The sequence below is a fragment of the Kitasatospora sp. NPDC089797 genome (genome assembly GCF_040684795.1).
In the GTDB taxonomy this organism is placed as follows: domain Bacteria; phylum Actinomycetota; class Actinomycetes; order Streptomycetales; family Streptomycetaceae; genus Kitasatospora.
On sequence record NZ_JBFBGS010000051.1, the window covers coordinates 15,227 to 40,570 of the forward strand.

A 25,344-nucleotide genomic window follows, 5' to 3' on the forward strand; every position below is an offset into this window, starting at 1 on the left:
AGCCGCCCCGGAGCAGGGGGGAGAGCTCCGGGGCGGCTCTGATGATCGCCGTTCCGTGCGCCCCGGGGGGTGTGGGTCGGACGGTCGGTCGATCGGCCTTCGGTGTGTGCCGACCCTCCCGGGTCGGACTGGTTGTCCTCGCGGCCCCCGCGCGGCCGCGCTCCCGGGGGAGGCGCCGCGGACGGCTCCGGCCGTGGCTGGGGCTCGCTGTCCATCGGTGATGACACTACGTCAACCACCCTTCCCCGCCGAGCGCCTTCAGCGATTCCGCACATCATCTTCACCCCGGTCCGGGCGGCCCCGGACCGGCCCGCTGAGCAGGCCCGACCGTACCGCCGACCGGGCCCGACCGTACCGCGGACCGGAGCGGCCGGCCCCGGAACACCGAACGGCCCGCGGGGACCAGTGGTCCCCGCGGGCCGTTCAGCGCTGTCCGGACAACCCTCCGGAAGGGGGTCTCACGCCCCGGCGGGCGACACCGCTCAGACGGTGGCGAACGCGGCCTCGAGGATGTCCAGGCCCTCGTTCAGCAGGTGCTCCGGCATGACCAGCGGCGGCAGGAAGCGCAGCACGTTGCCGTAGGTGCCGGCGGTCAGCACCACCAGGCCCTCGGCGTGGCAGGCCTTGGCGATGGCCGCGGTGGCCTCCGCGTTCGCCTCCTTGCCGCCCGGCTTCACCAGCTCGACGGCGATCATCGCGCCGCGACCGCGGACCTCGCCGATGATGTCGAACTTCTCCTGCATCGCGCGCAGGCGGCCCAGCATGACCTCACCGATCCGCTGCGCCTTGCCGACGAGGTCCTGCTCCTTCATGGTCTCGATGGAACCCAGCGCGGCGGCGCACGCCACCGGGTTGCCGCCGTAGGTGCCGCCCAGGCCGCCCGCGTGCGCGGCGTCCATGATCTCCGCGCGACCGGTCACCGCGGCCAGCGGCAGACCGCCGGCGATGCCCTTGGCGGTGGTGATCAGGTCCGGGACGATGCCCTCGTCCTCGCACGCGAACCACTGGCCGGTGCGGCAGAAACCGGTCTGGATCTCGTCCGCGACGAACACGATGCCGTTCGCCTTCGCGAACTCCGCGATCGCCGGCAGGAAGCCCTTGGCCGGCTCGATGAAGCCGCCCTCGCCCTGGATCGGCTCGATGATGATCGCGGCGACGTTCTCGGCGCCGATCTGCTTGTTGATGATCTCGATCGCCTGCGCGGCCGCCTCCGCGGCGCAGTTCTCCGCACCGGTCAGCCAGCGGTATGGGTAGGCCACCGGCACCCGGTGGATCTCCGGGGCGAACGGACCGAAGCCCTGCTTGTACGGCATGTTCTTCGCCGTCAGGCCCATGGTCAGGTTGGTGCGGCCGTGGTAGCCGTGGTCGAACACCACGACGGCGGTGCGCTTGGTGTAGGCGCGGGCGACCTTCACCGCGTTCTCGACCGCCTCGGCGCCCGAGTTGAACAGCGCCGTGCGCTTCTCATGGTCACCCGGGGTCAGCTCGTTCAGCTGCTCAGCGACGGCCACGTAACCCTCGTACGGGGTCACCATGAAGCAGGTGTGGGTGAAGGCGGCCAGCTGCTCGCTCGCCCGGGCCACCACGGCCTCGGCGCTGTTGCCGACGTTGGTCACGGCGATGCCGGAGCCGAAGTCGATCAGCGAGTTGCCGTCCACGTCCTCCAGCACGCCGCCGTTGGCACGGGTGACGTACACCGGCAGGGTGGTGCCGACACCGGCCGCCACCGCACCCAGCTTGCGGGCCTGCAGCTCCTGCGACTTCGGACCCGGGATCGCGGTGACCAGGCGGCGCTCCTGCGGGAGCGGCGTTACGGCGCTCATGGGGTATCTCCAGACTTCTCGGCTCGGTGGTTCGCAGGCTACGGCCGCCCTCCCCGACCGGGCATGCGCCACTCGGTAGCACTGCGCCGTCCGACTTGTCCGGCGCGGCCAGCGCGAACGGTGCGACTACCCGCAGGCCCCGCTCCACTACCCTGAGCGCGGGCGTGTCGCCGGTACGGCGGCATGGGTATGGCGGCACCGACGGCGGTCGGGCCGGCGGGCGAGGGAGCGGGGCCGTACATGGCACAGGACGGGTCACACCACCACGTCGACCACACCACCACCAGACCCCCGACCCCCCTGCCCCACCAACGCCCCGGCCCACCGACCGGCGGGGCCTTCGACCTCGCCGCCTGGGCCACCGCCCCGCGTCCCGACGCCGAACCGGGCGTCTTCCGGCTCGGCTACCGCCGCGTCGACCCGGAACGCGCGGAGGCCGCCCGGGTGCCGACCTGGCCGCTGCTGCTGCGGGCAGCGCTCAACGCGGTGGTGGGGTGGTTGGCCTTCGTCTACGGGGTCGAGTTGGCCGAGGAGGGGACCACCCTCATCGGTGTCCTGCCGTCCCAGTCGGCCTTCGTCGCCACCTCCGTGGTGCTGACCCTCAACATCCTGGTGATCGGCGTGGTCATCAAGGTCTTCGGCCGGATGGGCCGCTGGCCCGAGGTCTGGCGCCGCTTCGTCGCCCCGCTGCTGTCACGGACGGTGACCGAGGAGGAGCCGGCCGAGGAGGACGGGCCGACGGCGGAGGCGGCCCGCGGGGCGGACCCGTGGGACGGGCTGCGCCGGGGCGGGGCGGGGGACGCGGCGGCGCGGCTGGCCGCGGAGACGGTCGGCGACGTCGACTACGTGCGGATCCGGCGCGCCTGGGAGTCCGCGCAGGCGGACCCGGTGTTCGTGCCGGCCTTCGCCGAGCAGGTGGCGGCCCGGGGCGCGGCGGCCTTCGCCCATCCCTCGGAGGCGCGCGAGCTGCCCGGCCGGGCCCGGCGGCACGACCTGCTGCTCGGCCAGGTCTGCCTCGGGGTGGCCCAGGACGTGCCGAAGAACCCGCTGAGCCACCGGGCGGCGGACTTCGCGCTGGACCCCGGGGTGCTGGGCACCTCGCTGCTGGCGGTCGGCCCGGCGGGCACCGGGAAGACCACGCGGCTGGCCCGGCCGGTGGCCGAGGCGCTGTGCCTGCAGGCGCTGGCCGGCACCGCCTGCGCGGTGGTGGTCGGGGCGGCGGACGCCGACCTCGGCCCGGACGCCTGGTACGACGTGGTGATCGCCCCCGGAGATCCGGCCTCGGTGTACGGGCTGGACCTGTACGGCGCCGCGCAGGACCCGGACGAGGCCGCGGCCCGACTGGCCGACGCGCTGCTGCCGGACGAGCTGACCGCCCGCGCGGAGAACGCCCGGACGGCGCTGCAACAGGTGGTGGGCCCGTTCCGGTCCGCGTACGGCCGCTACCCGGGGGTGCGCGAGCTGCGGGCGCTGCTGGGCGGCGAGGCGGACGCGCTGGCGGCGCTGGTGAAGGCACTCGGCGTGGCCGGCCGGCTGGCGGCGTACGAGCGGGACCTGGAGCACCGGGAGCGGCAGCGCGGCCGGGCGGACGATCCGGGGGCGCTGCTGGCGGACCGGCTGGGGCTGCTGGAGCGGCCCGCCTTCGAGGGGGCCTTCGCGACCGACGGCACGGGACGTCCCCCGTTCGCGATGCGGGTGCTGGACCACCCGCTGCGGGTGCGGGTGAAGCTGCCCGAGCGCAGTCACCCGGAGGCCGCCCGGATGCTCTCCCGACTGGTGGTGGGCCAGTTCGTGCAGGCCGCCGCGGCCCGGGAGGACCGCTCCCTGTTCGCGGGCCTGGTGGTGGACGACGCCTCCGCGGCCGTGGACGCGGGGACGGTCCGGGGCCTGCAGCGGATGCGCGGCGCGAACGCGGGCGCGGTGCTGCTGCTGCGCACCCTGGTGGACCTGCCGGAGGCGCTGCGGGCGCCGCTGTTCGGCGCGGTCGGCTGCCGGGTGGCGTTCCCCGGGATCGCCCCCTGGGACGGGCGGCTGTTCTCGGAGGCGTGGGGGACGCACCTGGTGCAGGAGACGGCGGTGACCCACACCCCCGACACCTCCGGCGGGGTGATGCGGCGGGCCGGCCGGGTGGGGCGGAAGGCGTTGTCGGGGACGACGGCGCAGACGGAGTCGGTGACGACCCGGGACGTGGAGCGGCTGCGGTGGTCGCCGTCGGATCTGGCGCACGCGTTGCCGGCCGGGCACGCGGTGGTGTCGTTGACGGCGGTGTCGGGGGAGCAGGTGCCGCCGTTGCTGGTGGACCTGCGGGGCTGAGCGCGGGGCGGGGAAGTCGCCTTCGAGGTGGATTCGGCAGTGCCGGTTGTCCGGTGCGTCCATAATGAGGGGGAGAGACCCTCACCTGCTTCCCTGTCCTCTCCTCGCCCGGCCGCAACGGCGCGGTCAGGTCGACCCTCCGAAGGTGCCATGCCCCCCACACTCGCCTCCGTCGTCCGCAACAGTTCGCTCCACCTGACGGTGCTCGCCGGGGCGGACCACCTGGAGCGGCCGGTCCGCTGGGTGCACACCAGTGAGCTGGACGACCCGACGCCGTTCCTGGAGGGTGGCGAGCTGCTGCTCACCACCGGTATCAAGCTGGGCCGCACGGCGGCGCAACTGCAGGCGTACGTGCACCGGTTGGCCGATGCCGGGGTGGTCGGGCTGGGGCTCGGGGTGGGGCTGTCCCACACCGAGGTGCCGCAGCCGTTGGTGGACGCGGCGCAGCAGCGCGGCCTGCCGTTGCTGCGGGTGCCGGAGCCGACGCCGTTCATCGCGATCAGCAAGGTGGTGTCGGCGGCGCTGGCCGCGGAGCAGTACGAGGCGGTGACGACGAGCTTCGAGGCGCAGGAGGAGCTGACCCGGGCCGCGCTCGGCAAGGACGGCACGACGGCCGTGGTGCGCCGGCTGGCGGCCCGGCTGGGGGGCTGGGCGGCGCTGTACGACGGGTCGGGCGCGCTGTCGGTGGTGGCGCCGGACTGGGCGGCGCGCCGGGCGGGACGGCTGGCGGCGGAGGTGGACCGGCTGCGCCGGCGCCCGGCGCCGTCGAGTGCGGCCCTGCAGGGGCGTTCGCCGGGGATAGACACGGCGGACGAGGACTACGTGGTGGTCCAGTCGCTGGGGGCGGACCGGCGGGCGCGGGGTTTCCTGGCGGTCGGGACCGAGGACCGGATCACGCCGACCGAGCGGTACGTGCTGAACGCGGCGGTGGCGCTGCTGACCCTCACCCTGGAGCGCTCGCGGGAGCTGCGGCAGGCCGAGGAGCGGATGGGCGCGGCGCTGCTGCGGATGGTGCTGGCGGGCGAGGTGGCGACGGCCCGGCAGGTGGCGGTGGGGCTGTTCGGTGGTCTGCCGGAGGGGACGGTACGGGTCCTGGTGGCCGGGGCCGGGCCGAACGCGGATGCCGCGGAGGCGTTGGTGGAGCTGGGGGACCGGGCCGAGCAGGCGGGTTCCCGGGTGGGCGAGAAGCTGTTGGTGGCGCGGGAGGACGGGGCGCACGGGCCGCGGCTGATGGTGCTGGCGCTGGACAACGGCGCCGTGCACCGGGCCTGCCTCGGCGTGGTGGAGGAGCACGAGGGCCTGTCGCTGGGCGTGTCGGCGCCCGCCGCGCTGGAGGACGCGGGCACCGCGCACGCGCAGGCGGAGCGGGCCCTGGCGGTGGCGCTGCGGGGCGGCCGGCGGTCGGTGGACCACGAGGAGGTCGGTGCGGGTTCGCTGCTGCCGCTGCTCGGGGAGGACGCGGTGACGGCCTTCGCGGAGGGGCTGCTGCGGCCGTTGCGCGAGCACGACCGGACGGCCCGCGGTGACCTGGTGGCCTCGTTGCGGGCCTGGCTGTCCCGGCACGGGCAGTGGGACGCGGCGGCGGCCGATCTGGGGGTGCACCGGCACACGCTGCGCTACCGGATGCGCCGGGTCGAGGAACTGCTGGGGCGTTCGCTGGACGACACCGACGTGCGGATGGAGCTCTGGCTGGCGCTGCGTTCCGGCGAGGAGTAGCCGGAGCGGCCTGAGCCGTCGGAGCGGCCGGGGAACGCCTGGCTGGACGTGGTGGAGTGGCCCCGGGATCGAACGCTCCTAGTCGGCCAATCCGGTGGGCCCGCCCGCGCACCTACCCTCGGGTTCGGGTCCCACGCCCGTGGGCCGTACGACGACGAGGAGAGGGCCGGTACCACGGTGACCACCACGTACGATTTCTGGCTCGCCGGCCGCCGGGCGAGTGGCGACGCCGACTTCGAGGTGCACAACAGCTGGGACGGCCGTCTGGTCGCCAGGGTCGCCATCCCGACCGAGGCGCAGGTCGAGGAGGCGCTGGACGCCGCCGCGGCCGCGCTGCCGGTGTTCGCCGCCACCCCGGCGCACCAGCGGGCCGCCGCCCTGGACCACGTGGCCAAGCGGCTGGCCGAGCGCACCGAGGAGCTCGCCCAGCTGATCACCGCCGAGAACGGCAAGCCGATCAAGTGGGCCCGCGGTGAGGTCGGCCGCGCGGTGTCGGTGTTCCGTTGGGCCGCCGAGGAGGCGCGCCGCACCAACGGCGAGACGATGCGGCTGGACACCGACCCGGGCGGCACGGGCCGTTTCGCGGTGGTGCGCCGCTTCCCGCGCGGTGTGGTGCTGGGGATCGCGCCGTTCAACTTCCCGCTGAACCTGGTCGCCCACAAGGTCGCCCCGGCGATCGCGGTCGGCGCGCCGATCATCCTCAAGCCGGCCCCGGCGACCCCGCTGTCGGCGATGGTGCTGGGCGAGATCCTGGCCGAGACCGACCTGCCGGTCGGCTCCTGGTCGATCCTGACGGTGCCGAACGACCGGATGCCGGCCCTGGTGCAGGACCGTCGTCTGCCGGTGATCTCCTTCACCGGTTCGGACAAGGTCGGCTACCAGATCATGGACTCGGTGCCGCGCAAGCACACCACCCTGGAGCTGGGCGGCAACGCCGCGGCCGTGGTGCTCGCCGACTGGTCCTCGGAGGCCGACCTGGACTGGGCGGCCACCCGGATCGCGATGTTCGCCAACTACCAGGGCGGTCAGTCCTGCATCTCGGTGCAGCGGGTGATCGCCGACGCGTCGGTGTACGACGCGCTGGTGGAGAAGGTCGTGGCGAAGGTCGGCGCGCAGGTCACCGGGGACCCGAACGACGACGCGACGGACGTCGGCCCGCTGGTCGACGAGAACGCCGCGAAGCGGGTGGAGTCCTGGGTGGACGACGCGGTCGCCAAGGGCGCCAAGCTGCTCGCCGGCGGGACCCGCGAGGGCGCGACCTACGCCCCGACGGTGCTGGCCGAGCTGCCCGCCGACGCGATCCTGGCCAAGGCCGAGGTGTTCGGCCCGGTGCTGTCGCTGCACCGGGTGGAGGGCGTGGACGAGGCCTTCGCGGCCGTCAACGACTCGCCGTTCGGCCTGCAGGCGGGCGTGTTCACCCACGACCTGCAGACCGCCTTCCGGGCCCACCGGGAGCTGGAGGTCGGCGGTGTGATCATCGGCGACGCGCCCTCCTACCGGGCCGACCAGATGCCGTACGGCGGTGTCAAGGACTCCGGCGTCGGCCGTGAGGGCGTCCGGTACGCGATGGACGACTACACGGTCGAGAAGGTCATGGTCCTGACCGGTCTCGACCTCTGAGTCCGGACCTCTGAGCGAGGAACGCAGCGCACTGGCGGGAGGGGCCCGGTTCGACGAACCGGGCCCCTCCCGCGTCCGTCCGGGCCCCTCCCGGGTTCAGCCGTCGTGCCCGGCCGCGGCGGCGACCGCCTCGGCGACGGTGGCGCTCCCGGCGACCAGCTCCAGGGTCCGTCCGGCGGTGCCGGGTTCGCGCAGCAGCGCGGCCAGCACGGCGGCCACGTCCGCCCGGTCGACCGCGCCGGGGCCGGTCGAGGGGGCGAGCCGGACCCGGCCGGTGCCGGGGCCGTCGGTGAGGCGGCCGGGGCGCAGCACCGTCCAGTCCAGCGCGGTGCGGGCGCGGACGGCGTCGTCGGCGGCGCCCTTGGCCCGCAGGTAGGTCTCGAAGACCTCGTCGGCGGGGTAGCGGGCGGTGGCGTCGGCGCCCATCGAGGAGACCATGAGGTAGCGCCGGACCCCGGCGAGCTCGGCGGCGTCGGCGAGCAGGACGGCCGCGTCGCGGTCGACGCTGTTCTTCCGGGCGGTCCCGCTGCCCGGGCCGGCGCCGGCGGCGAAGACCACCGCGTCGGTGTCGGTGAGCAGGGCGGCGAGCTGCGGGGCGGTGGCGGACTCCAGGTCGAGCAGCAGCGGCTCGGCGCCGGCGGTGACCAGGTCCGGGGCCTGTTCGGGGCGACGGATGATCCCGGCGGGCCGGTCGCCGCGGTCGGCGAGCAGCCGTTCGAGTGCGAGCGCGATCTGTCCGTGGCCCCCGGCGATGACGGTACGCATGGCTACGACGGTAGTTCGAAGGGCCGGTGGTCGTCCTGGGGAGGGCCGCGGACAGGACACAATGGGCGCATGACTTCGCTCGCCCACCCGCAGCTGCGTTTCGCGCCCATCGTGGCGGACCCCTCCGGCCCCCGGGAGCTGGTGATCCTCGGTTCCACCGGGTCGATCGGCACCCAGGCCATCGACGTCGTGCTCCGCAACCCGGGCCGGTTCCGGGTGGTCGCCCTGTCGGCGGCGGGCGGTCGGGTGGAGCTGCTGGCCGAGCAGGCGCTGCGGTTGGGCGTGCACACCGTGGCGGTGGCGGATCCGGCGGCCGAGCCGGCGCTGCGGGAGGCGCTGGCGGCGAAGGCGGCGGGCCGTCCGCTGCCGGCCGTGCTGGTGGGGCCGGACGCGGCGACCGAGCTGGCCGCGCTGGAGTGCCACTCGGTGCTGAACGGCATCACCGGGTCGATCGGCCTGGCCCCGACGCTGGCCGCGCTGCGGGCGGGCCGGGTGCTGGTGCTGGCCAACAAGGAGTCGCTGATCGTCGGCGGCCCGCTGGTGAAGGCGGTGGCGAAGCCGGGCCAGATCGTGCCGGTGGACTCCGAGCACGCGGCGCTGTTCCAGGCGCTGGCGGGGGGTACCCGGGCCGAGGTCCGCAAGCTGGTGGTGACCGCGAGCGGCGGTCCGTTCCGCACCCGGACCCGGGAGCAGCTGGCCGGGGTCACCCCGCAGGAGGCGCTGGCGCACCCGACCTGGGCGATGGGCCCGGTGGTCACGATCAACTCGGCCACCCTGGTCAACAAGGGCCTGGAGGTGATCGAGGCGCACCTGCTGTACGACGTGCCCTTCGACCGGATCGAGGTCGTGGTCCATCCGCAGTCGGTGGTGCACTCGATGGTGGAGTTCACCGACGGTTCGACGCTGGCGCAGGCCAGTCCGCCGGACATGCGGATGCCGATCGCGCTGGGGCTGGGCTGGCCGGACCGGGTGCCGGACGCGGCGCCCGGCTGCGACTGGACCAAGGCCGCGACCTGGGAGTTCTTCCCGCTGGACGACGAGGCCTTCCCGGCCGTCGAGCTGGCCCGCGAGGTGGGCACTCTGGGCGGAACGGCGCCGGCGGTGTTCAATGCCGCGAACGAGGAGTGCGTGGAGGCCTTCCTGAAGGGCCGCCTCGCCTTCACCGGAATCGTGGACACTGTTGCCAAGGTCGTGGCCGAGCACGGGACGCCGCGGGCGGGAACTTCCCTGACGGTCGAGGACGTCCTGCACGCGGAGGACTGGGCGCGCGCCCGGGCCCGCGAGCTGGCGGCGGGCTGACGGTCCGGACTCCGGACGGCGGCGTCGGGGCGCCGGTGCCACGGGTGCCGGCAGGGTTCGGCGCAGCAGGTTCGCGGTACGACGAGACGATGAGCGGAGCGGCATGACGGAGGGCCAGCGGTGGCAACGGTTTTGACGGTGGTCGGCATCCTGGTCTTCGTGGTCGGGCTGCTCATCTCGATCGCCTGGCACGAGCTCGGCCACCTCTCCACGGCCAAGCTGTTCGGCATCCGGGTGCCGCAGTACATGGTCGGCTTCGGCCCGACCATCTGGTCGCGCCGCAAGGGCGAGACCGAGTACGGCATCAAGGCGATCCCGTTCGGCGGGTACATCCGGATGATCGGCATGTTCCCGCCGGGCGAGGACGGCCGGATCACCAAGCGCAGCAGCTCGCCCTGGCGGAGCATGATCGAGGACGCCCGTGAGGCCTCCTACGAGGAGCTGCAGGAGGGCGACGAGGACCGGCTGTTCTACACCCGCAAGCCCTGGAAGCGGGTCATCGTCATGTTCGCCGGGCCGTTCATGAACCTGGTCCTGGCGTTCGGGCTGTTCCTCACGGTCATGATGGGCTTCGGCGTCACCATGGCGGTGCCCACCATCGGCTCGGTCGCCCAGTGCGTGGTGAAGGCCGGCCAGCCCACCGACACCTGCCCGAAGGACGCGCCCCCGACCCCGGCCAACGAGATCGGCCTGCGCCAGGGCGACAAGGTGCTCTCCTTCGACGGCGACCGGATCCGCGACTACGACCAGCTCCAGGCGGACATCCGCAAGTCGGCCGGCAAGCAGGTCCCGATCGTGGTGGAGCGCGGTGGTCAGCAGCTCACCTTCACGCCCACCATCGCCGTCAACGACGTGCAGAAGTACGACGGCAACGGCATGCCGGTGAAGGGCCAGACCGTGCAGGCCGGCTTCCTCGGGTTCACCCCCAGGAGTGAGACCGTCCAGCTCGGCTTCGGGCAGTCCGTCGACCGGATGTACGACATGGCCGAGAACGGGGTGCGCTCGCTCGCCGCCCTGCCCGGCAAGATCCCCGGGCTGTGGAACGCGGTGGTCGGCGACGCCCCGCGCGACCCGGACTCGCCGATCGGCATGGTCGGCGCCGCCCGGGTCAGCGGCGAGGTGTTCACGCTGCACGAGTCGGCAACCCAGCGGATCGCGATCTTCGTGAACCTGCTGGCAGGCATCAACCTGTCGCTGTTCCTGTTCAACATGCTGCCGCTGCTCCCGCTGGACGGCGGCCACATCGCGGGGGCGGCCTGGGAATCGGTCCGCCGTCGATTCGCACAGCTGTTCCGCCGGCCGGACCCGGGCCCGTTCGACGTCGCCAAGCTGATGCCGGTCGCGTACGTCGTGGCCAGCATCTTCATCGGGTTCACCCTGCTGGTGATGGTGGCCGACCTGGTGAACCCGGTGAAGATCGGCTAGGACGTTCGGGTACGGCGGGTGTGCTGGGCGCCCGGACCGTGCCGTACCGTGGAGGCCGGGTGCGCGATACGTCCGCGCGCCCGGCCTCGGCCGTCCCAACGGCCGGGCGGATGACCACACCTCAACCCCGGGGAACCCTGCGCACATGACCGCGATCTCGCTCGGTATTCCGTCCCTGCCGCTCAAGCCGCTCGCCAAGCGCCGCTACTCCCGGCAGATCATGGTCGGCAACGTACCGGTCGGCGGCGACGCCCCCGTCTCGGTCCAGTCGATGACCACCACGGTCACCTCGGACATCAACGCCACGCTGCAGCAGATCGCCCAGCTCACCGCGTCCGGCTGCCAGATCGTCCGGGTCGCCGTCCCCTCCCAGGACGACGCCGACGCGCTGCCGATCATCGCGAAGAAGTCGCAGATCCCGGTCATCGCGGACATCCACTTCCAGCCGAAGTACGTCTTCGCCGCGATCGACGCCGGCTGCGCCGCGGTGCGCGTCAACCCGGGCAACATCAAGGCCTTCGACGACAAGGTCGGCGAGATCGCCAAGGCCGCCAAGGACGCCGGGGTGCCGATCCGGATCGGCGTCAACGCCGGCTCGCTCGACAAGCGCCTGCTGGAGAAGTACGGCAAGGCCACCCCGGAGGCGCTGGTCGAGTCCGCGCTGTGGGAGTGCTCGCTGTTCGAGGAGCACGACTTCCGCGACATCAAGATCTCGGTCAAGCACAACGACCCGGTCGTGATGATCCAGGCCTACCGCCAGCTCGCCGCCGCCTGCGACTACCCGCTGCACCTGGGCGTCACCGAGGCCGGTCCGGCGTTCCAGGGCACCATCAAGTCCGCGGTCGCCTTCGGCGCGCTGCTCGCCGAGGGCATCGGCGACACCATCCGGGTCTCGCTGTCGGCCCCGCCGGCCGAGGAGATCAAGGTCGGCAACCAGATCCTGGAGTCGCTCGGGCTGCGCCAGCGCGGGCTGGAGATCGTCTCCTGCCCGTCCTGCGGCCGCGCCCAGGTCGACGTCTACAAGCTCGCGGAGGAGGTCACCGCCGGGCTGGAGGGCATGGAGGTGCCGCTGCGGGTCGCCGTCATGGGCTGCGTGGTGAACGGGCCGGGCGAGGCGCGCGAGGCCGACCTCGGGGTCGCCTCCGGCAACGGCAAGGGGCAGATCTTCGTCAAGGGGCAGGTGATCAAGACCGTTCCCGAGTCGAAGATCGTCGAGACCCTGATCGAGGAGGCGCTCAAGCTCGCCGAGCAGATGCAGGAGGAGGGTGTCGAGGCCGGTTCGCCGACCGTCGTCGCCGCGGAGTGACCGCGGGGCGGTCACGGGGCGGTCGGGGCGCGGGGCGGCCGCGGATGACCGCGGGGGCGGCCGCGGGGTGACCGCTGGGCGGTCCGGACGCGACCGCAGTGAAGTCTTCCGGAAGCGGGGCCGTCCGTTCGCGGACGGCCCCGCAGCCGTAGCCGGGTGGGGCCACGGAGTAGGGTGCGGCCAGAGTCGTCTCAGTGAGGTGCTCTCGATGATCGATCGAGGTGTGATGCTGCCCAGCTCCTTCCAGGCCGCCCGGGCGCTGGCCACCACCAGGGTGCTGGAACCCCCGGACCTCGCGGAGGCGCTGGAGATCCTGCACCGCGACCCGGTCGCCAACGCCTTCGTCGCCACCCGGGTCGAAGCCGTCGGGCTGGACCCGTGGCGGCTCGGCGGGGAGTTGTGGGGCTGGTACGACGCGGACGGCGTGCTCGACGCCCTCTGCTACGCCGGGGCGAACCTGGTCCTGGTCAACGCCGGGCCGCAGGCCGTCGCGGCCTTCGCCGAGCGGGCCCGGCGGCAGGGCCGGCGCTGCTCCTCGATCGTCGGGCCGGCCGGGCCGACCGCCGCCTTCTGGGCGCTGCTGGAGCGGAGTTGGGGGCCCGCGCGGGAAGTCCGCGGCCACCAGCCGCTGTTGGCGACCTCCGTGCCCTCGGCGGAGATCGCGCCCGACCCGCTGGTGCGGCGGGTGCGGCGCGGTGAGGTGGAGGCGCTGATGCCCGCCTGCGTGGCGATGTTCACCGAGGAGGTGGGGGTGTCGCCGCTGGCCGGGGACGGTGGGCTGCTCTACCAGGCCCGGGTGGCCGAACTGGTCACCACCGGGCGGTCGTTCGCGCGCTTCACCGAGGACGGCCGGGTGGTCTTCAAGGCCGAGGTCGGGGCCGTGACCGAGGGGGCCTGCCAGATCCAGGGCGTCTGGGTGGCGCCGGAGTACCGGGGGCAGGGGCTGTCCGAGACCGGGATGGCGGCGGTGCTGGGGGTCGCGCTGCGCGAGGTCGCGCCGGTGGTCTCGCTGTACGTCAACGACTTCAACCTGCGGGCGCGGGCCGCGTATCGGCGGGTCGGGTTCCGGGAGGTCGGGGCGTTCATGAGCGTGCTGTTCTGAGCGCTCCGGACGGCCGGACGTCGTTGTGGCCCGGTTCGCCGGTGTTTCGCCGCCCGTTGGGTTCGGATCTTCGGCCGCGCCACGCGGCGGCTGGTAGTAACGTCCGGAGCATGGATCAGCTGACCGGGGTGACGATCGGGGCCATCGACCTCGCGGCCTGGGCGCCGCAGGCGCTGGAGGTCCAGGCGGTGGCGTTCGGGCTCACGCCCGAGGAGGTCGCGGTACGGCTGCACATCGTCGGGCGGCACGCCCAGCAGCCCGGGGTGATTGCGTTCGGGGCGATGAGCGGGGGCCGGCTGGTCGGGTTCGGGTACGGGATGCCGAACCGGCGGGACCACTGGTGGAGCACGGTCATCGAGCCGTACCTGACCGCCCGGGGCTACGGGGACTGGCTGGACGGCGTGTTCGCGGTCACCGAACTGCACGTGCTGCCGGAGTTCCAGGGGCAGGGCGTGGGCTCGCGGCTGATCCGGCTGCTGTGCGAGGGCTCGGGGCTGGAGCGCAGCATCCTGTCGGCGATCGACGCGGAGACCCCGGCCCGGCGGCTCTACCGGGCGCTGGGGTACCAGGACCTGGCGCGGGCGGTGCGGTTCCCGGCGACGGACCGGCTGTACGCGGTGATGGGTGCGGGGCTGCCGTTGCGGGGGCTGGGGGGCGGGGTCGGGAGCGGGGACGGCGCGGTCGGGTAGGGACGGTCGGGGGCTGCGGCTGGGGCCGTGGGGTCAGCCGGAGAGGTGGGCGGCGAGTTCCAGGTGGAGTTCGGCGTCCTCGCGGCGGTCGGTGGCCAGGGCGCGCAGGGCCAGGTCGACGGCGCGGAACAGGGCCCAGCCGCGCAGCCGTTCGCGGTCCACGTCGAGGGCGTCGGCCAGTTGCTGGAGCCGGCGGCGGACGGCGGCGGGGGCGCCGGGGGAGCCGATCAGGGTGTCCGCGCGGTCGAGGACGAGCCGGGCCAGGTCGTAGGCGCGTTCGCCGGTCAGCGGGCGGGGGTCGATCGCCAGCCAGGGGGCGCGGTCGGCGGCGAGCACGTTGCCGTGGTGGAAGTCCCCGTGCAGCAGGAGGGTTTCGGCGGAGGAGCCGGCCAGGGCCTCGGCGGTGCTCAGGGCCTCCTGGAGGAGCGGCTGTGCGGCCGTCGTCACCGGGTGGTCGCGGTGTCCGGCCAGCCGGGCGGCGGTGTCCGCGACCCGGTCGGCGACACCGGGCAGCACCGGGTCGGCGGGGGGCTCCACCCAGAGCCGGTGCAGCAGGCTGGTGGCCTCCAGCATGGCCTTGGGCTCGGCGAGGGAACGCAGCGGGATCCCGCCGTGCAGGCGCTCCAGCAGCAGCACGCCCCCGGCGGGGTCGGCGGCTAGCAGGAGCACGGCGCCGCGGCCGGCCCAGTGGGTCAGGGCGGCGTGCTCGTGGGCGGTCTCCGGGGTGGGCAGACCGACCTTGAGCACGGCGGGGGAGAGGTCGTCGCGGTGGACGTAGGCGACCAGGCTGAGGCTGCCGCCCGGGTCCAGGACGCGTTCGAGGGTGAGGTCCCAGCGGGTGAGGTGAGCGGCGGTCGCGGCGGGCAGGGCGGACAGCCAGCGGCGGCCGGGCTCGCCGTGGGCGGCGGTGACCGTGGTCGTGAGCCGGGTGGGGACGGGGGGGATTGGTGCTGCTGCCGACATGGGTCCATTGTCGGCGAGGTGGGGGGTTCTGTGTGGGGGTGGGGCTTTCGGGAGGGTGGGTGACGCCGGGGGCGGTTCCGGGGGTGGGGGCCGCTGCGCGGGGTTCTGTGTGGGGGTGGGGCTTTCGGGAGGGTGGGTGACGCCGGGGGCGGTTCCGGGGGTGGGGGCCGCTGCGCGGGGGTTTGGGGGGGGGGGGGCTTTCGGGAGGGTGGGTGACGCCGGGGGCGGTTCCGGGGGTGGGTGCTGCGGGGGCGGGGTGATTTTCGGACTGCCGACCCTGTAGGCGTATGCCCGGCCGCCGTTGGCAGTCTGAAAATCACCCGTCACGCCCCTCTCCGCGCCCACCCCCTCCACCGCCCCCTCCCGCAGCGCGTCCCTCTCGCCTGGGTGGGGTGGGGGAGGTGGGTGGGTGGTTGCTGGGGGTGGGTGGGTGCGGGTCCTTCGGGGCGCGCGGGCTTTGGCCTGCGTGCCCCGAAGGGGTGGGGTCAGGTGGTGGGAGTGGTGGGAGTGGTGGGGGTGGGGGAGGGGTCGGTGGGGTCGGGGATGCCGGGGAAGGGGGTGTCGGGGGCGCCCCAGCGGTGGGCGCGGAGGGCGCAGTCGCGGAGGGCGGTGGCTGCGGCGGGGCGGTGGGGGGCGGGGAGGTCGGCGACCAGGTCGGCGTAGACGGTGGTGAGGCCGGTTTCCAGGTGGGCGGCGAGTTTGACGGCGCCGGCGGGGTCGGTGACGGGGAAGGGGAGGCGGTAGCCGCCGGCGGCGGGGGTGGGGGTGGCGCCGAGGGTGGTGAGGAGGCGTTGCCAGGCGTCGCGCTGAGACTGGTGGGCGGCGTAGGCGGTGCGGGCGTCGGTGCGCTGCTGGTCCTCGGGGAGGTGGGCGCCGACGACGCCGTAGCCGTAGACGGCGGCGTGTTCGGCGCTCAGGGCCTTCTGGAGGGCGGGGGCGGAGGTCCCGGGGGTGGTGCCGGTGGGTGTCGGGGTGGCGGCCGGGGCGGGGGGCTCGGCGGGGGCGCCGAGGGCGGCGGCGTGCAGGGCGTTGGCGGCGGCGACCGAGGCGAGCAGGCGGGCGAGGGGTGGGCCGGCGGCGCCGAGGTCGGCCAGGCGGGACTGGGCGGTCTGGCGTTCCAGGACGGCCAGGGCCGCGGGGGTGGTGGGGGTGGGGGGCGTGGTCGGGGATGTGGTGGTGGGCGGGGGTGTGCTGGGAGTACTGGGGGTGCCGGCGGTGAGGGCGGCGCGGTGGCGGGCGGTTTCGGCTCGGAGGGGTTGCAGCAGCGCGGTCTGCGCCCCGGGGGCGGCGAGCAGGGCGTCGTAGGCCGCCAGCAGGGTGTCGGTGGCGGCGACGGCGCGCAGCCGGACGGGCTGGTCCGGGTCGGGGCGCTGGTCGCCCCCGTCGGGGTCGTGGCGGTGGGAGCCGGTGCAGGCGGCGGTGAGGGTGAGCAGTCCGAGGGCCAGGAAGGTCCGTCGGTTGTGCGGCTGCATGGCGGGTCGCTCCGGGGCTGGTACGGGAGACGGCCTTCCCGCCTGCCCTCGTTGGCGTGAATCTTCGCAGAATCCCCATGAATGCGAGTGGCGTTCGAGGGACCCGTGCGCCGGGCGGGGCGGTGTGAGCTTGCTCGCAGTGGGTGGTGTCCGACTGGTCGGGGGAGGTCCGGAATCGGTGGTTCGCGCCTTCACCGGCTAGGCTTTGGGCCGAGCTGCCGTGACCCGGTGTGCGCCCGTGGGGCGCCGAGGGGGCGCGGGGCGACCTCTGACAACAGCAGACGCGGCCGAGGAGTCCACCCGGATGAGCACCACCCACACCGACCGGCTGCGCGCGTTGCTGGAGCCGCTGGCCGCCGAGGCCGGACTGGACCTGGAGGACGTCAAGGTCACCAAGGCGGGCAGCCGCCGGCAGGTGCAGATCGACGTCGACACCGACGGCGGCGTGGACATGGACGCCATCGCCGAGTTCAGCCGGGTGGTCGGCGAGGCGCTGGACGCCTCGGACGTGATGGGTGACGAGCCCTACCTGCTGGAGGTCGGTTCGCCGGGTGCGGAGCGCCCGCTGGTGCTGCCCCGGCACTGGCAGCGCGCCGAGGGACGGCTGGCCAAGGTCCACCTGGTCGACGGCGGGGAGCTGGTCGCCCGGGTGCTGGAGGCCGACGAGGCCGGCGCGCTGGTCGAGGTGCAGCCGGTGAAGGGGCGCGGCCGTCCGAAGGAGCGCCGTCTGGAGTACGTCGAGGTCGCCCGGGCCCGGGTCCAGGTCGAGTTCAACCGCAAGGACGACGAGACGCTCCTGGACGAGGCCGCCGACTTCGACGAGGGGGACGACGGCGCCGAGTGAGCCGGCCGCCGTACGACCATGATGAACGTGACGAAAGACGAGGAGGCGTAGCCGTGGACATCGACATGAGTGCCCTGCGCACGCTGGTCAACGAGAAGAACATCCCCTTCGACCTGCTGGTCGAGTCCATCGAGTCCGCCCTCCTCACCGCGTACCACCGCACCGAGGGCTCGCGCCGTCGCGCCCGGGTGCAGCTGGACCGCAAGAGCGGCCACGTCACCGTGTGGGCGATGGAGGACCCGGCGGAGCTGGACGAGGGCGTCGAGCCGAAGGAGTTCGACGACACCCCGAACGGCTTCGGCCGGATCGCGTCCAGCATCGGCATCCAGGTGATGATGCAGCGCCTGCGCGACGCCGCCGACGACCAGACCTTCGGTGAGTACGCGGGCAAGGAGGGCGACATCGTCACCGGTGTCGTCCAGCAGGGCAACGACCCGAAGAGCGTGCTGGTCGACATCGGCAAGCTCGAGGCCATCCTGCCGCCGCAGGAGCAGGTCCCGGGCGAGGACTACCGGCACGGCACCCGGCTGAAGTGCTACGTGGTGGCGGTGCGCCGCGGCGTCCGCGGGCCGTCGGTGACGCTCTCGCGCACCCACCCGAGCCTGGTGAAGAAGCTGTTCGCGCTGGAGGTCCCGGAGATCGCGGACGGCAGCGTGGAGATCGCCGCCATCGCCCGCGAGGCCGGCCACCGCACCAAGATCGCGGTCTGGTCGCGCCGGGCCGGGCTGAACGCCAAGGGCGCCTGCATCGGCCCGATGGGCTCCCGGGTGCGCGCCGTGATGGGCGAGCTGCACGGCGAGAAGATCGACATCGTCGACTGGTCCGAGGACCCGCGGGAGATGGTCGCCGCAGCGCTGTCCCCCGCACGGGTGACCAGCGTGGAGATCGTGGACGCCGCCCAGCGTTCCGCCCGGGTGATCGTGCCGGACTACCAGCTGTCCCTGGCGATCGGCAAGGAGGGGCAGAACGCCCGTCTGGCCGCCCGTCTCACCGGGTGGCGGATCGACATCCGTCCCGACACCGAGGGCCAGCCCGAGCCCCAGTACGAGAGCTGAGGGGCGACGGCCCGGTCGTCAGCGTTGTTCCCGGCGGCCCCCGTCGGTCCTCCGGGATCTACGGGGCGGCGCCATGTCGCTTCGGAGGGGTAGACTTGCCTTCGTCTGGCCGGACGCATGTCCGAGCACGCCCGGAACGCACCTGCGTGGGCTGCCGCAAGCGAGCGGCCAAGCACCAGCTGTTGCGTGTCACGGCGGTCGAGGGCGTCTGCGTCCCCGATCCCCGTGGCGCACTGCCGGGCCGGGGCGCTCACCTGCACCTCGATCCGGCCTGCCTCGACCTCGCGGTCCGCCGTCGGGCGTTTCCCCGGGCCTTCCGGCTCCAGGGGACGCTCGACACGGAGCGGCTCCGCGGGTTCATCGAGGAGCGGGCGGGCGGAGCCTCCTAGGCGCCCCGCCTCACGCGACGGCCGCCGCTCACCGCGGCGGAGAACCACCGCAACAAGCACAGTGCGCGGGCAGCCGCGCGCCGTGCCACCAGTCAGGTACCTCGCGATGTGGAAGTAGGTCGAGATTGCGATGAGCACTCGATGAGTACGCGATGAGTACGCGATGGGTACGCCCATGAAGTAGCGACAGTCCGGCGGACGAGACCCCCGGACTCATAGACAGGAGTGAAGTGGCTAAGGTCCGGGTTTATGAACTCGCCAAGGAGCTTGGCTTGGAGAGCAAGGCCGTCATGGCCAAGCTCACCGAGCTCGGTGAGTTCGTCCGTTCGGCGTCCTCGACGATCGAGGCGCCGGTCGTGCGCAAGTTGACTGACGCGCTTGGTGTGGCCCCCACCGGTGGTGGCGCTGCCAAGCCGGGCCCGCGGAAGCCCGCGGCGCCCCAGCCCGCGGCCGGTGCCGCGGGTGCACCCAAGCCGGGTGCCCCGACCCCGGGTCCGCGCCCCGCCGCGACCCCTGGTCCCCGTCCGACCCCTGCGGCTGCCGCGGCTCCGGCCGCTCCGGCCGCCCCCGCCCCGGCCGCGCCGCGTCCGGCCGGCGCGCCGACCCCGGGCCCGCGCCCGGCCGCGCGTCCCGCCGCTCCGGCGGCCCCGGCCGCTCCCGCGGCCGAGTTCTCCTCGCCGGCTCCGGCCGGTGACGCCCCGCGTCCGGCCGCCCAGGCCCCGCGGCCGAGCGGCCAGGCCTCCGGCGGTGCCCGTCCGGGCCCGCGTCCGGCCGGCCCGCGTCCGGGCAACAACCCCTTCACCTCCGGCAGCGCGACCGGCATGGCCCGCCCCGGCGACCGCCGTCCGGGCGCGCCGGGTGCCCGTCCGGGTGCCCCGGGCGCGCAGGGCGGCGACCGTCCGCGTCCCGGTGGCGACCGTCCGGCCCGTCCGGGTGGTGCCCCCGGTGCCGACCGCGGCGCCCCGCGTCCCGGCGGTGACCGTCCGCGTCCGGCCGGTGCCCCCGGTGCCGACCGCGGCGCCCCGCGTCCCGGCGGCGACCGTCCGGCGCGTCCGGGTGGTCCGGGTGCGGGTGCCCCGCGTCCCGGTGGTGCCCCGCGTCCCGACGGCATGCCGCGTCCGGCCGCGCCGCGTCCCGGCGGGCCGACCCCGTCCGGCATGCCGCGTCCGAACCCGGGCATGATGCCGCAGCGTCCGGCCGGCCCGCGTCCGGGCCCCGGTGGCCGTGGTCCGGGTGGCCCCGGCGGCCGTCCGGGTGGCCCGGGTGGCGCCGGCGGTGCCCGTCCCGGCTTCCAGGGTCGTCCGGCCGGTCCGGGCTCGCGTCCGGCCGGTGGCGGCGGCTTCGGCGGCCCGCGTCCGGGTGGCGGCGCCCCCGGTGGCGGCGGCGGCTTCGGCGGCCCGCGTCCCGGTGGTTTCGGCGGTCGTCCCGGTGGCCCGGGTGCCCGTGGCGGCACGCAGGGCGCCTTCGGTCGCGGCCCGGGCGGTCGCCCGGCGCGCGGTCGCAAGTCGAAGCGGGCGAAGCGCCAGGAGTACGAGGCCATGCAGGCCCCGTCCGTCGGCGGTGTGATGCTCCCTCGCGGCAACGGCCAGACCGTTCGCCTGTCGAGCGGCGCCTCGCTGATGGACTTCGCGGAGAAGATCAACGCCAACCCGGCCGCGCTCGTCTCCGTCATGTTCAACCTCGGTGAGATGGTCACCGCGACCCAGTCGGTCTCCGACGCGACCCTCGAGCTGCTGGCCGGCGAGATGGGCTTCCAGCTGGAGATCGTCAGCCGGGACGACGAGGACCGCGAGCTGCTGGAGTCGTTCGACATCGACTTCGGTGCCGACGAGGGCGACGAGGACCAGCTGGCCCCGCGCCCGCCGGTCGTCACCGTCATGGGTCACGTCGACCACGGTAAGACCCGCCTGCTGGACGCCATCCGCAAGTCCAACGTGGTGGCCGGCGAGGCCGGTGGCATCACCCAGCACATCGGTGCCTACCAGGTGGCGACGATGGTGAACGGCGAAGAGCGCCCGATCACCTTCCTCGACACCCCGGGTCACGAGGCGTTCTCCGCCATGCGTGCCCGTGGTGCCAAGTCCACCGACATCGCGATCCTGGTGGTCGCGGCCAACGACGGTGTCATGCCGCAGACGGTCGAGGCGCTGAACCACGCCAAGGCCGCCGGTGTGCCGATCGTGGTCGCCGTCAACAAGATCGACGTCGAGGGCGCCGACCCGACCAAGGTCCGCGGCCAGCTGACCGAGTTCGGCCTGGTGGCCGAGGAGTACGGCGGCGACACCATGTTCGTCGACATCTCCGCGCGCCAGGGTCTGAACATCGACCAGCTGCTGGAGGCCGTGGTCCTGACCGCGGACGCCTCGCTCGACCTGCGGGCCAACCCGGAGCAGGACGCGCAGGGTATTGCGATCGAAGCCCACCTGGACAAGGGCCGCGGCGCCATGGCGACCGTCCTGGTCCAGCGCGGTACCCTCCGCGTCGGTGACTCGATCGTCGTGGGCGACGCCTACGGCCGCGTCCGCGCGATGCTCGACGAGAACGGCAACAACCTCGCCGAGGCCGGCCCGTCCCGTCCGGTGCTGCTGCTCGGTCTGACCTCGGTGCCCCGCGCCGGCGACAGCTTCATCGTCGTCGACGAGGACCGCACCGCCCGCCAGATCGCCGAGAAGCGCTCGGCCCGCGACCGCAACGCCGCCTTCGCGCAGCGTCGGGTCCGGGTGTCCCTGGAGGACCTGGACAAGGCCATCGCCGCCGGCTCCATCGAGCAGCTCAACCTCATCATCAAGGGTGACGTCTCCGGTTCGGTCGAGGCCCTCGAGGACGCCCTCGTCAAGCTGGACGTGGGCGAGGAGGTCGAGCTCCGGGTGCTGCACCGCGGCGTCGGTGCGATCACCGAGTCCGACGTCGACCTGGCGATGGGCTCGGACGCCATCATCATCGGCTTCAACGTGCGCGCCGAAGGCCGTGCGCGCACCGCGGCCGACAAGGAAGGCGTGGACGTCCGGTACTACTCGGTCATCTACCAGGCGATCGAGGAGATCGAGAACGCCCTCAAGGGCAAGCTCAAGCCGGAGTACGAGGAGGTGCGCCTCGGCGCCGCGGAGATCCGCGAGGTCTTCCGCTCCTCCAAGTTCGGCAACATCGCCGGTGTCCTGGTCCGCGACGGCATCATCCGCCGCAACACCAAGGCCCGCCTGCTGCGCGACGGCAAGGTCGTGGCGGAGGGCCTCACCATCGAGGGCCTGCGCCGCTTCAAGGACGACGCGACCGAGGTCCGCGAGGGCTTCGAGGCCGGTGTCACCCTGGGGTCGTTCAACGACATCAAGGTCGAGGACATCATCGAGACCTACGAGATGCGCGAGAAGCCGCGCGCCTAGTCGGTGTCGGCCGGGGCCGGTCGACGGGTGGAATTCCCGTCGACCGGCCCCGGTCTCGCTGTGTAGGGTCCGGGGTAGCTGCGGACGTGCAGCACCAGCCCGTTCCGGGCTGCTCCCCGAGGCCTTCCAGGTCGGCGAGACCTGTCATACATGTTCGTGGGAACACTCACCTTCGACCTGCTGCTGGGCGACGTCCACTCGCTCAAGGAGAAGCGTTCGATCGTGCGGCCCATCGTGGCCGAACTGCAGCGCAAGTACAGCGTGTGCGCTGCCGAGACCGGGAACCAGGACCTGCACCGCCGGGCCGAGATCGGCCTCGCGGTGGTCGCCGGCGAAGCCGGGTACGTCACCGAGGTCCTGGACAGCTGTGAGCGGTTGGTCGCCGGCCGCCCCGAGGTGCAACTCCTCTCCGCGAGGAGGCGCTACCACAACGACGACGATGAATGAGAGCTGTGGAGCCGACCGACGGAAGTCGCCGTTCTCACACAGATCAGGACCGAGAGCGCCCGCAAGGCCGGGCGCGGGCCGGTACTTTGGGGCGTGGGCCCCGACGGGTGCGCAGCTCACCCGGGTACCGCCCATTGCACGAGGAGGCAACGTGACCGACACCGCTAGGGCGCGCAAGCTCGCCGACCGCATCCAGGTGGTCGTCGCCCAGACGCTGGAGCGCCGGATCAAGGACCCGAGGCTCGGGTTCGTGACCATCACCGACACCCGGGTGACCGGCGACCTGCGCGAGGCCACCGTCTTCTACACCGTCTTCGGTGACGAGACCGACCGCGAGGCCACCGCCGCGGCGCTGGAGAGCGCCAAGGGAGTGATCCGCTCCGAGGTCGGCAAGATCGGGGTGCGCTTCACTCCCACCCTGACCTTCGTCGCGGACGCGCTGCCGGAGAACGCCCGGAACATCGACGACCTGCTCGACCGGGCCAAGGCCATCGACGCGGCGGTGCGCACCACCGCCGCGGGGGCGGCCTACGCCGGCGACGCGGACCCGTACCGGGTGCCGGCGTCCGAGCGTGACGACGAGGACGAGTAGTCATGGCGGGTGAGCCGGCGCAGGCCGCCTCGCGAGCCGGATCGACCACGGGGGCGTCCTCCACCAGCACGGTGGAGGGTGCCCTCGCGGCGCTCCCCGGCCCGCGCACCGAGGAGAGCGGCTTCGAGCTGCTCTGGCAGCAGGTGGTGGCGGAGATCGGGCGGGCCCGCTCGATCGACCTGATCTGCCACATCTGCCCGGACGGCGACGCGCTGGGCTCCTCGCTGGCGGCGGCCCTGGCCCTGCGCGCGCTCGGCAAGCAGGTGCGGGTCTCCTTCGGCGACGACCCGCAGATCGTGCCCGAGTCGCTGGCCTTCCTGCCCGGCCAGGAGCTGATCGTGCCGGCCGCCGAGGTGCCGGACGTGCCCGAGCTGGTGCTCTGCTTCGACGTCGCCGCGCAGAGCCGGCTGGGCCTGCTGCACGACAAGGCCTTCGCCGCGCCCGTCCTGGTGGTGTTCGACCACCACGCCTCCAACCCGGGCTTCGGCACCCACCAGCTGATCGACCCGAGCGCGCCGGCCACCGCCGTCCTGGTGGACGAACTGCTGCGCCGGCTCGGTGTCGAGCTCGACCAGTCCCTGGCCACCTGCCTGTACACCGGGGTCGCCACCGACACCGGCTCCTTCAAGTACCGGGCCACCACGCCCGCGACCCACGAGCTCGCCGGGCGGCTGCTGGCCACCGGCATCCGGCACGACCTGATCTCCCGGCAGCTCTGGGACACCTCCTCCTTCGGCTACCTCAAGGTGCTCGCGGCCGCCCTGGACCGGGCCGTCTACGAGCCGGACGCGGCCGACGGGCTGGGCCTGGTGTGGACCTGGGTGCCCTACCAGGACCTGGCGCTGTTCAGCGTCACGGTCGAGGAGATCGAGGGGCTGATCGACATCCTGCGCCGCCCGGCCGAGGCCGAGGTGGCGCTGGTGCTCAAGCAGGACCCGGACGGCACCCTGCGCGGCTCCTCCCGTTCCAAGGGCGCGGTGGACGTGGCCGCCGCCTGCGCCGAACTGGGCGGCGGCGGGCACGTCTTCGCGGCCGGGTTCAGCGCCCGGGAGGACGTCGCCGCGGTGGTCGAGCGGTTCCGGGGCGCGCTGCGGCCCACCCGCTGACCGTCCCGGCCCGTCCGTCCGCCCGGCCGTCCCGGAGCCCACCCGCACCATTGCACGTCCGCACGTCCGCACGTCCGAGAGAAAGAACCCGAAGAACTCGATGAAGCGCAAAGGCACCGGCCCGGACGGCCTGGTGATCGTGGACAAGCCCGAGGGCATCACCTCGCACGGGGTCGTCGCCAAGCTGCGGTGGCTGGCCGGGACCCGCAAGGTCGGGCACGCCGGCACGCTGGACCCGATGGCCACCGGTGTGCTGGTGATCGGCGTCGAGCGGGCCACCCGGCTGCTCGGCCACCTGGTGCTGACCGCCAAGACGTACGAGGCGACCGTCCGGCTCGGCCAGACCACCGTCACCGACGACCGCGAGGGCGAGGTCACCGCCTCGACCCCGGCGGACGGGGTCACCCGGGAGGCGATCGACGCCGGGATCGCGGCGCTCACCGGCGAGATCATGCAGGTGCCGTCCAAGGTCAGCGCGATCAAGATCGACGGCAAGCGGTCCTACGCCCGGGTCCGTGAGGGCGAGGACTTCGAGCTCGCCGCCCGGCCCACCACGATCCACTCCTTCACGGTGCACGCGCAGCGCCCGGCGGTCGCCGAGGACGGCACCCCGGTGGTCGACCTGGACGTGACCGTCGAGTGCTCCTCCGGCACCTACATCCGGGCGCTGGCCCGGGACCTGGGCGCCGGGCTGGGCGTCGGCGGGCACCTGACGGCGCTGCGGCGCACCAGGGTCGGGCCGTACGGGGTGGAGTCGGCGCGCACCCTGGAGGAGCTGGAGGCCGCCGTCACCGGCGAGTCCGGTGCACCGCTGGAGGTGCTGCCGATCGCGGCGGCCGCGGCGGCCGCCTTCCCGCGCTGGGACCTGGACGAGGACTCGGCGGAGAAGCTCTCGCACGGCGCCCGGCTGAAGGCGCCCGGGATGGGCGTGGACGGGCCGATCGCGGTGTTCGGGCCGGACGGGCGCTTCCTGGCGCTGGTCGAGGAGAAGGCCGGGCAGGCGAAGCCGGTCGCGGTGTTCGTCGGCTGAGGCGCCCG

The 25,344-nt window shown here is 73.9% G+C and carries 20 protein-coding genes; 16 read left to right on the forward strand and 4 right to left on the reverse strand.

Going from position 1 to position 25,344, the window contains the following annotated elements:
* Positions 1-482: 482 nt before the first annotated feature.
* Positions 483-1,823, reverse strand: a complete 1,341-nt coding sequence (gabT, locus tag AB0O91_RS32345; protein ID WP_363440834.1) for a 4-aminobutyrate--2-oxoglutarate transaminase — start codon at positions 1,821-1,823, stop codon at positions 483-485.
* A 240-nt stretch (positions 1,824-2,063) separates the two neighbouring features.
* Between gabT and AB0O91_RS32350 the strand changes: the two genes are divergently transcribed.
* From AB0O91_RS32350 to AB0O91_RS32360, 3 genes are all read left to right on the forward strand, one after another.
* The gene (locus AB0O91_RS32350) at positions 2,064-4,136 is read left to right on the forward strand and encodes an ATP-binding protein (protein ID WP_363440837.1); all 2,073 of its coding nucleotides are present in this window, start codon (positions 2,064-2,066) and stop codon (positions 4,134-4,136) included.
* A 150-nt stretch (positions 4,137-4,286) separates the two neighbouring features.
* Positions 4,287-5,852, forward strand: a complete 1,566-nt coding sequence (locus AB0O91_RS32355) for a PucR family transcriptional regulator (protein ID WP_363440840.1) — start codon at positions 4,287-4,289, stop codon at positions 5,850-5,852.
* 177 nt (positions 5,853-6,029) lie between these two features.
* Positions 6,030-7,472 (forward strand): aldehyde dehydrogenase family protein, encoded by a 1,443-nt coding sequence (locus tag AB0O91_RS32360; protein ID WP_363440843.1) that lies wholly within the window; start codon positions 6,030-6,032, stop codon positions 7,470-7,472.
* Between the two features lie 96 nt (positions 7,473-7,568).
* Here AB0O91_RS32360 and AB0O91_RS32365 read toward each other — a convergent pair whose 3' ends face one another.
* The gene (locus tag AB0O91_RS32365) at positions 7,569-8,237 is read right to left on the reverse strand and encodes an NAD(P)H-binding protein (RefSeq protein WP_363440846.1); all 669 of its coding nucleotides are present in this window, start codon (positions 8,235-8,237) and stop codon (positions 7,569-7,571) included.
* Between the two features lie 69 nt (positions 8,238-8,306).
* On the opposite strand from AB0O91_RS32365, the gene dxr reads away from it, so the two are divergent.
* From dxr to AB0O91_RS32390, 5 genes are all read left to right on the forward strand, one after another.
* Positions 8,307-9,536, forward strand: a complete 1,230-nt coding sequence (gene dxr / locus AB0O91_RS32370; RefSeq protein WP_363440849.1) for a 1-deoxy-D-xylulose-5-phosphate reductoisomerase — start codon at positions 8,307-8,309, stop codon at positions 9,534-9,536.
* A gap of 120 nt (positions 9,537-9,656) precedes the next feature.
* Entirely contained in the window at positions 9,657-10,961 is a 1,305-nt protein-coding gene (locus AB0O91_RS32375; RefSeq protein WP_363440852.1) for a site-2 protease family protein, read from the forward strand.
* A gap of 145 nt (positions 10,962-11,106) precedes the next feature.
* Positions 11,107-12,267 (forward strand): flavodoxin-dependent (E)-4-hydroxy-3-methylbut-2-enyl-diphosphate synthase, encoded by a 1,161-nt coding sequence (ispG, locus tag AB0O91_RS32380; RefSeq protein ID WP_030290407.1) that lies wholly within the window; start codon positions 11,107-11,109, stop codon positions 12,265-12,267.
* A gap of 226 nt (positions 12,268-12,493) precedes the next feature.
* The gene (locus AB0O91_RS32385; protein ID WP_363440939.1) at positions 12,494-13,369 is read left to right on the forward strand and encodes a GNAT family N-acetyltransferase; all 876 of its coding nucleotides are present in this window, start codon (positions 12,494-12,496) and stop codon (positions 13,367-13,369) included.
* 110 nt (positions 13,370-13,479) lie between these two features.
* Positions 13,480-14,058 (forward strand): GNAT family N-acetyltransferase, encoded by a 579-nt coding sequence (locus AB0O91_RS32390; RefSeq protein WP_363440856.1) that lies wholly within the window; start codon positions 13,480-13,482, stop codon positions 14,056-14,058.
* Between the two features lie 33 nt (positions 14,059-14,091).
* Here the strand turns inward: AB0O91_RS32390 and AB0O91_RS32395 are convergent, their stop codons facing one another.
* Positions 14,092-15,021 (reverse strand): aminoglycoside phosphotransferase family protein, encoded by a 930-nt coding sequence (locus tag AB0O91_RS32395; RefSeq protein WP_363440859.1) that lies wholly within the window; start codon positions 15,019-15,021, stop codon positions 14,092-14,094.
* Positions 15,022-15,506: 485 nt separating this feature from the next.
* Positions 15,507-16,493, reverse strand: coding sequence for a ferritin-like domain-containing protein (locus tag AB0O91_RS32400; RefSeq protein ID WP_363440862.1), 987 nt, complete (start codon positions 16,491-16,493; stop codon positions 15,507-15,509).
* A 304-nt stretch (positions 16,494-16,797) separates the two neighbouring features.
* On the opposite strand from AB0O91_RS32400, the gene rimP reads away from it, so the two are divergent.
* From rimP to truB, 8 genes are all read left to right on the forward strand, one after another.
* Positions 16,798-17,337: a ribosome maturation factor RimP gene (rimP, locus tag AB0O91_RS32405; protein ID WP_363440865.1), complete on the forward strand. Its 540-nt coding sequence runs from the start codon at positions 16,798-16,800 to the stop codon at positions 17,335-17,337.
* Between the two features lie 53 nt (positions 17,338-17,390).
* Complete coding sequence (gene nusA, locus AB0O91_RS32410; RefSeq protein ID WP_363440868.1) at positions 17,391-18,392, forward strand: transcription termination factor NusA; 1,002 nt, start codon at positions 17,391-17,393, stop codon at positions 18,390-18,392.
* Between the two features lie 95 nt (positions 18,393-18,487).
* Positions 18,488-18,781: a YlxR family protein gene (locus AB0O91_RS32415; RefSeq protein ID WP_188306572.1), complete on the forward strand. Its 294-nt coding sequence runs from the start codon at positions 18,488-18,490 to the stop codon at positions 18,779-18,781.
* 230 nt (positions 18,782-19,011) lie between these two features.
* A complete protein-coding gene (gene infB / locus AB0O91_RS32420) occupies positions 19,012-22,161 on the forward strand; it encodes a translation initiation factor IF-2 (protein WP_363440871.1) in 3,150 nt (1,049 codons plus the stop codon).
* A 150-nt stretch (positions 22,162-22,311) separates the two neighbouring features.
* Positions 22,312-22,608 carry a DUF503 domain-containing protein gene (locus tag AB0O91_RS32425; RefSeq protein WP_030311386.1) on the forward strand — a complete coding sequence of 99 codons (297 nt, stop codon included), beginning with the start codon at positions 22,312-22,314 and terminating at the stop codon, positions 22,606-22,608.
* A 151-nt stretch (positions 22,609-22,759) separates the two neighbouring features.
* Complete coding sequence (gene rbfA / locus AB0O91_RS32430; protein ID WP_350517778.1) at positions 22,760-23,200, forward strand: 30S ribosome-binding factor RbfA; 441 nt, start codon at positions 22,760-22,762, stop codon at positions 23,198-23,200.
* 2 nt (positions 23,201-23,202) lie between these two features.
* On the forward strand, positions 23,203-24,306 hold the full coding sequence (locus AB0O91_RS32435) for a bifunctional oligoribonuclease/PAP phosphatase NrnA (protein WP_363440875.1): 1,104 nt from the start codon (positions 23,203-23,205) through the stop codon (positions 24,304-24,306).
* Between the two features lie 100 nt (positions 24,307-24,406).
* Positions 24,407-25,336 (forward strand): tRNA pseudouridine(55) synthase TruB, encoded by a 930-nt coding sequence (truB, locus tag AB0O91_RS32440; RefSeq protein WP_363440877.1) that lies wholly within the window; start codon positions 24,407-24,409, stop codon positions 25,334-25,336.
* Positions 25,337-25,344: the final 8 nt, after the last annotated feature.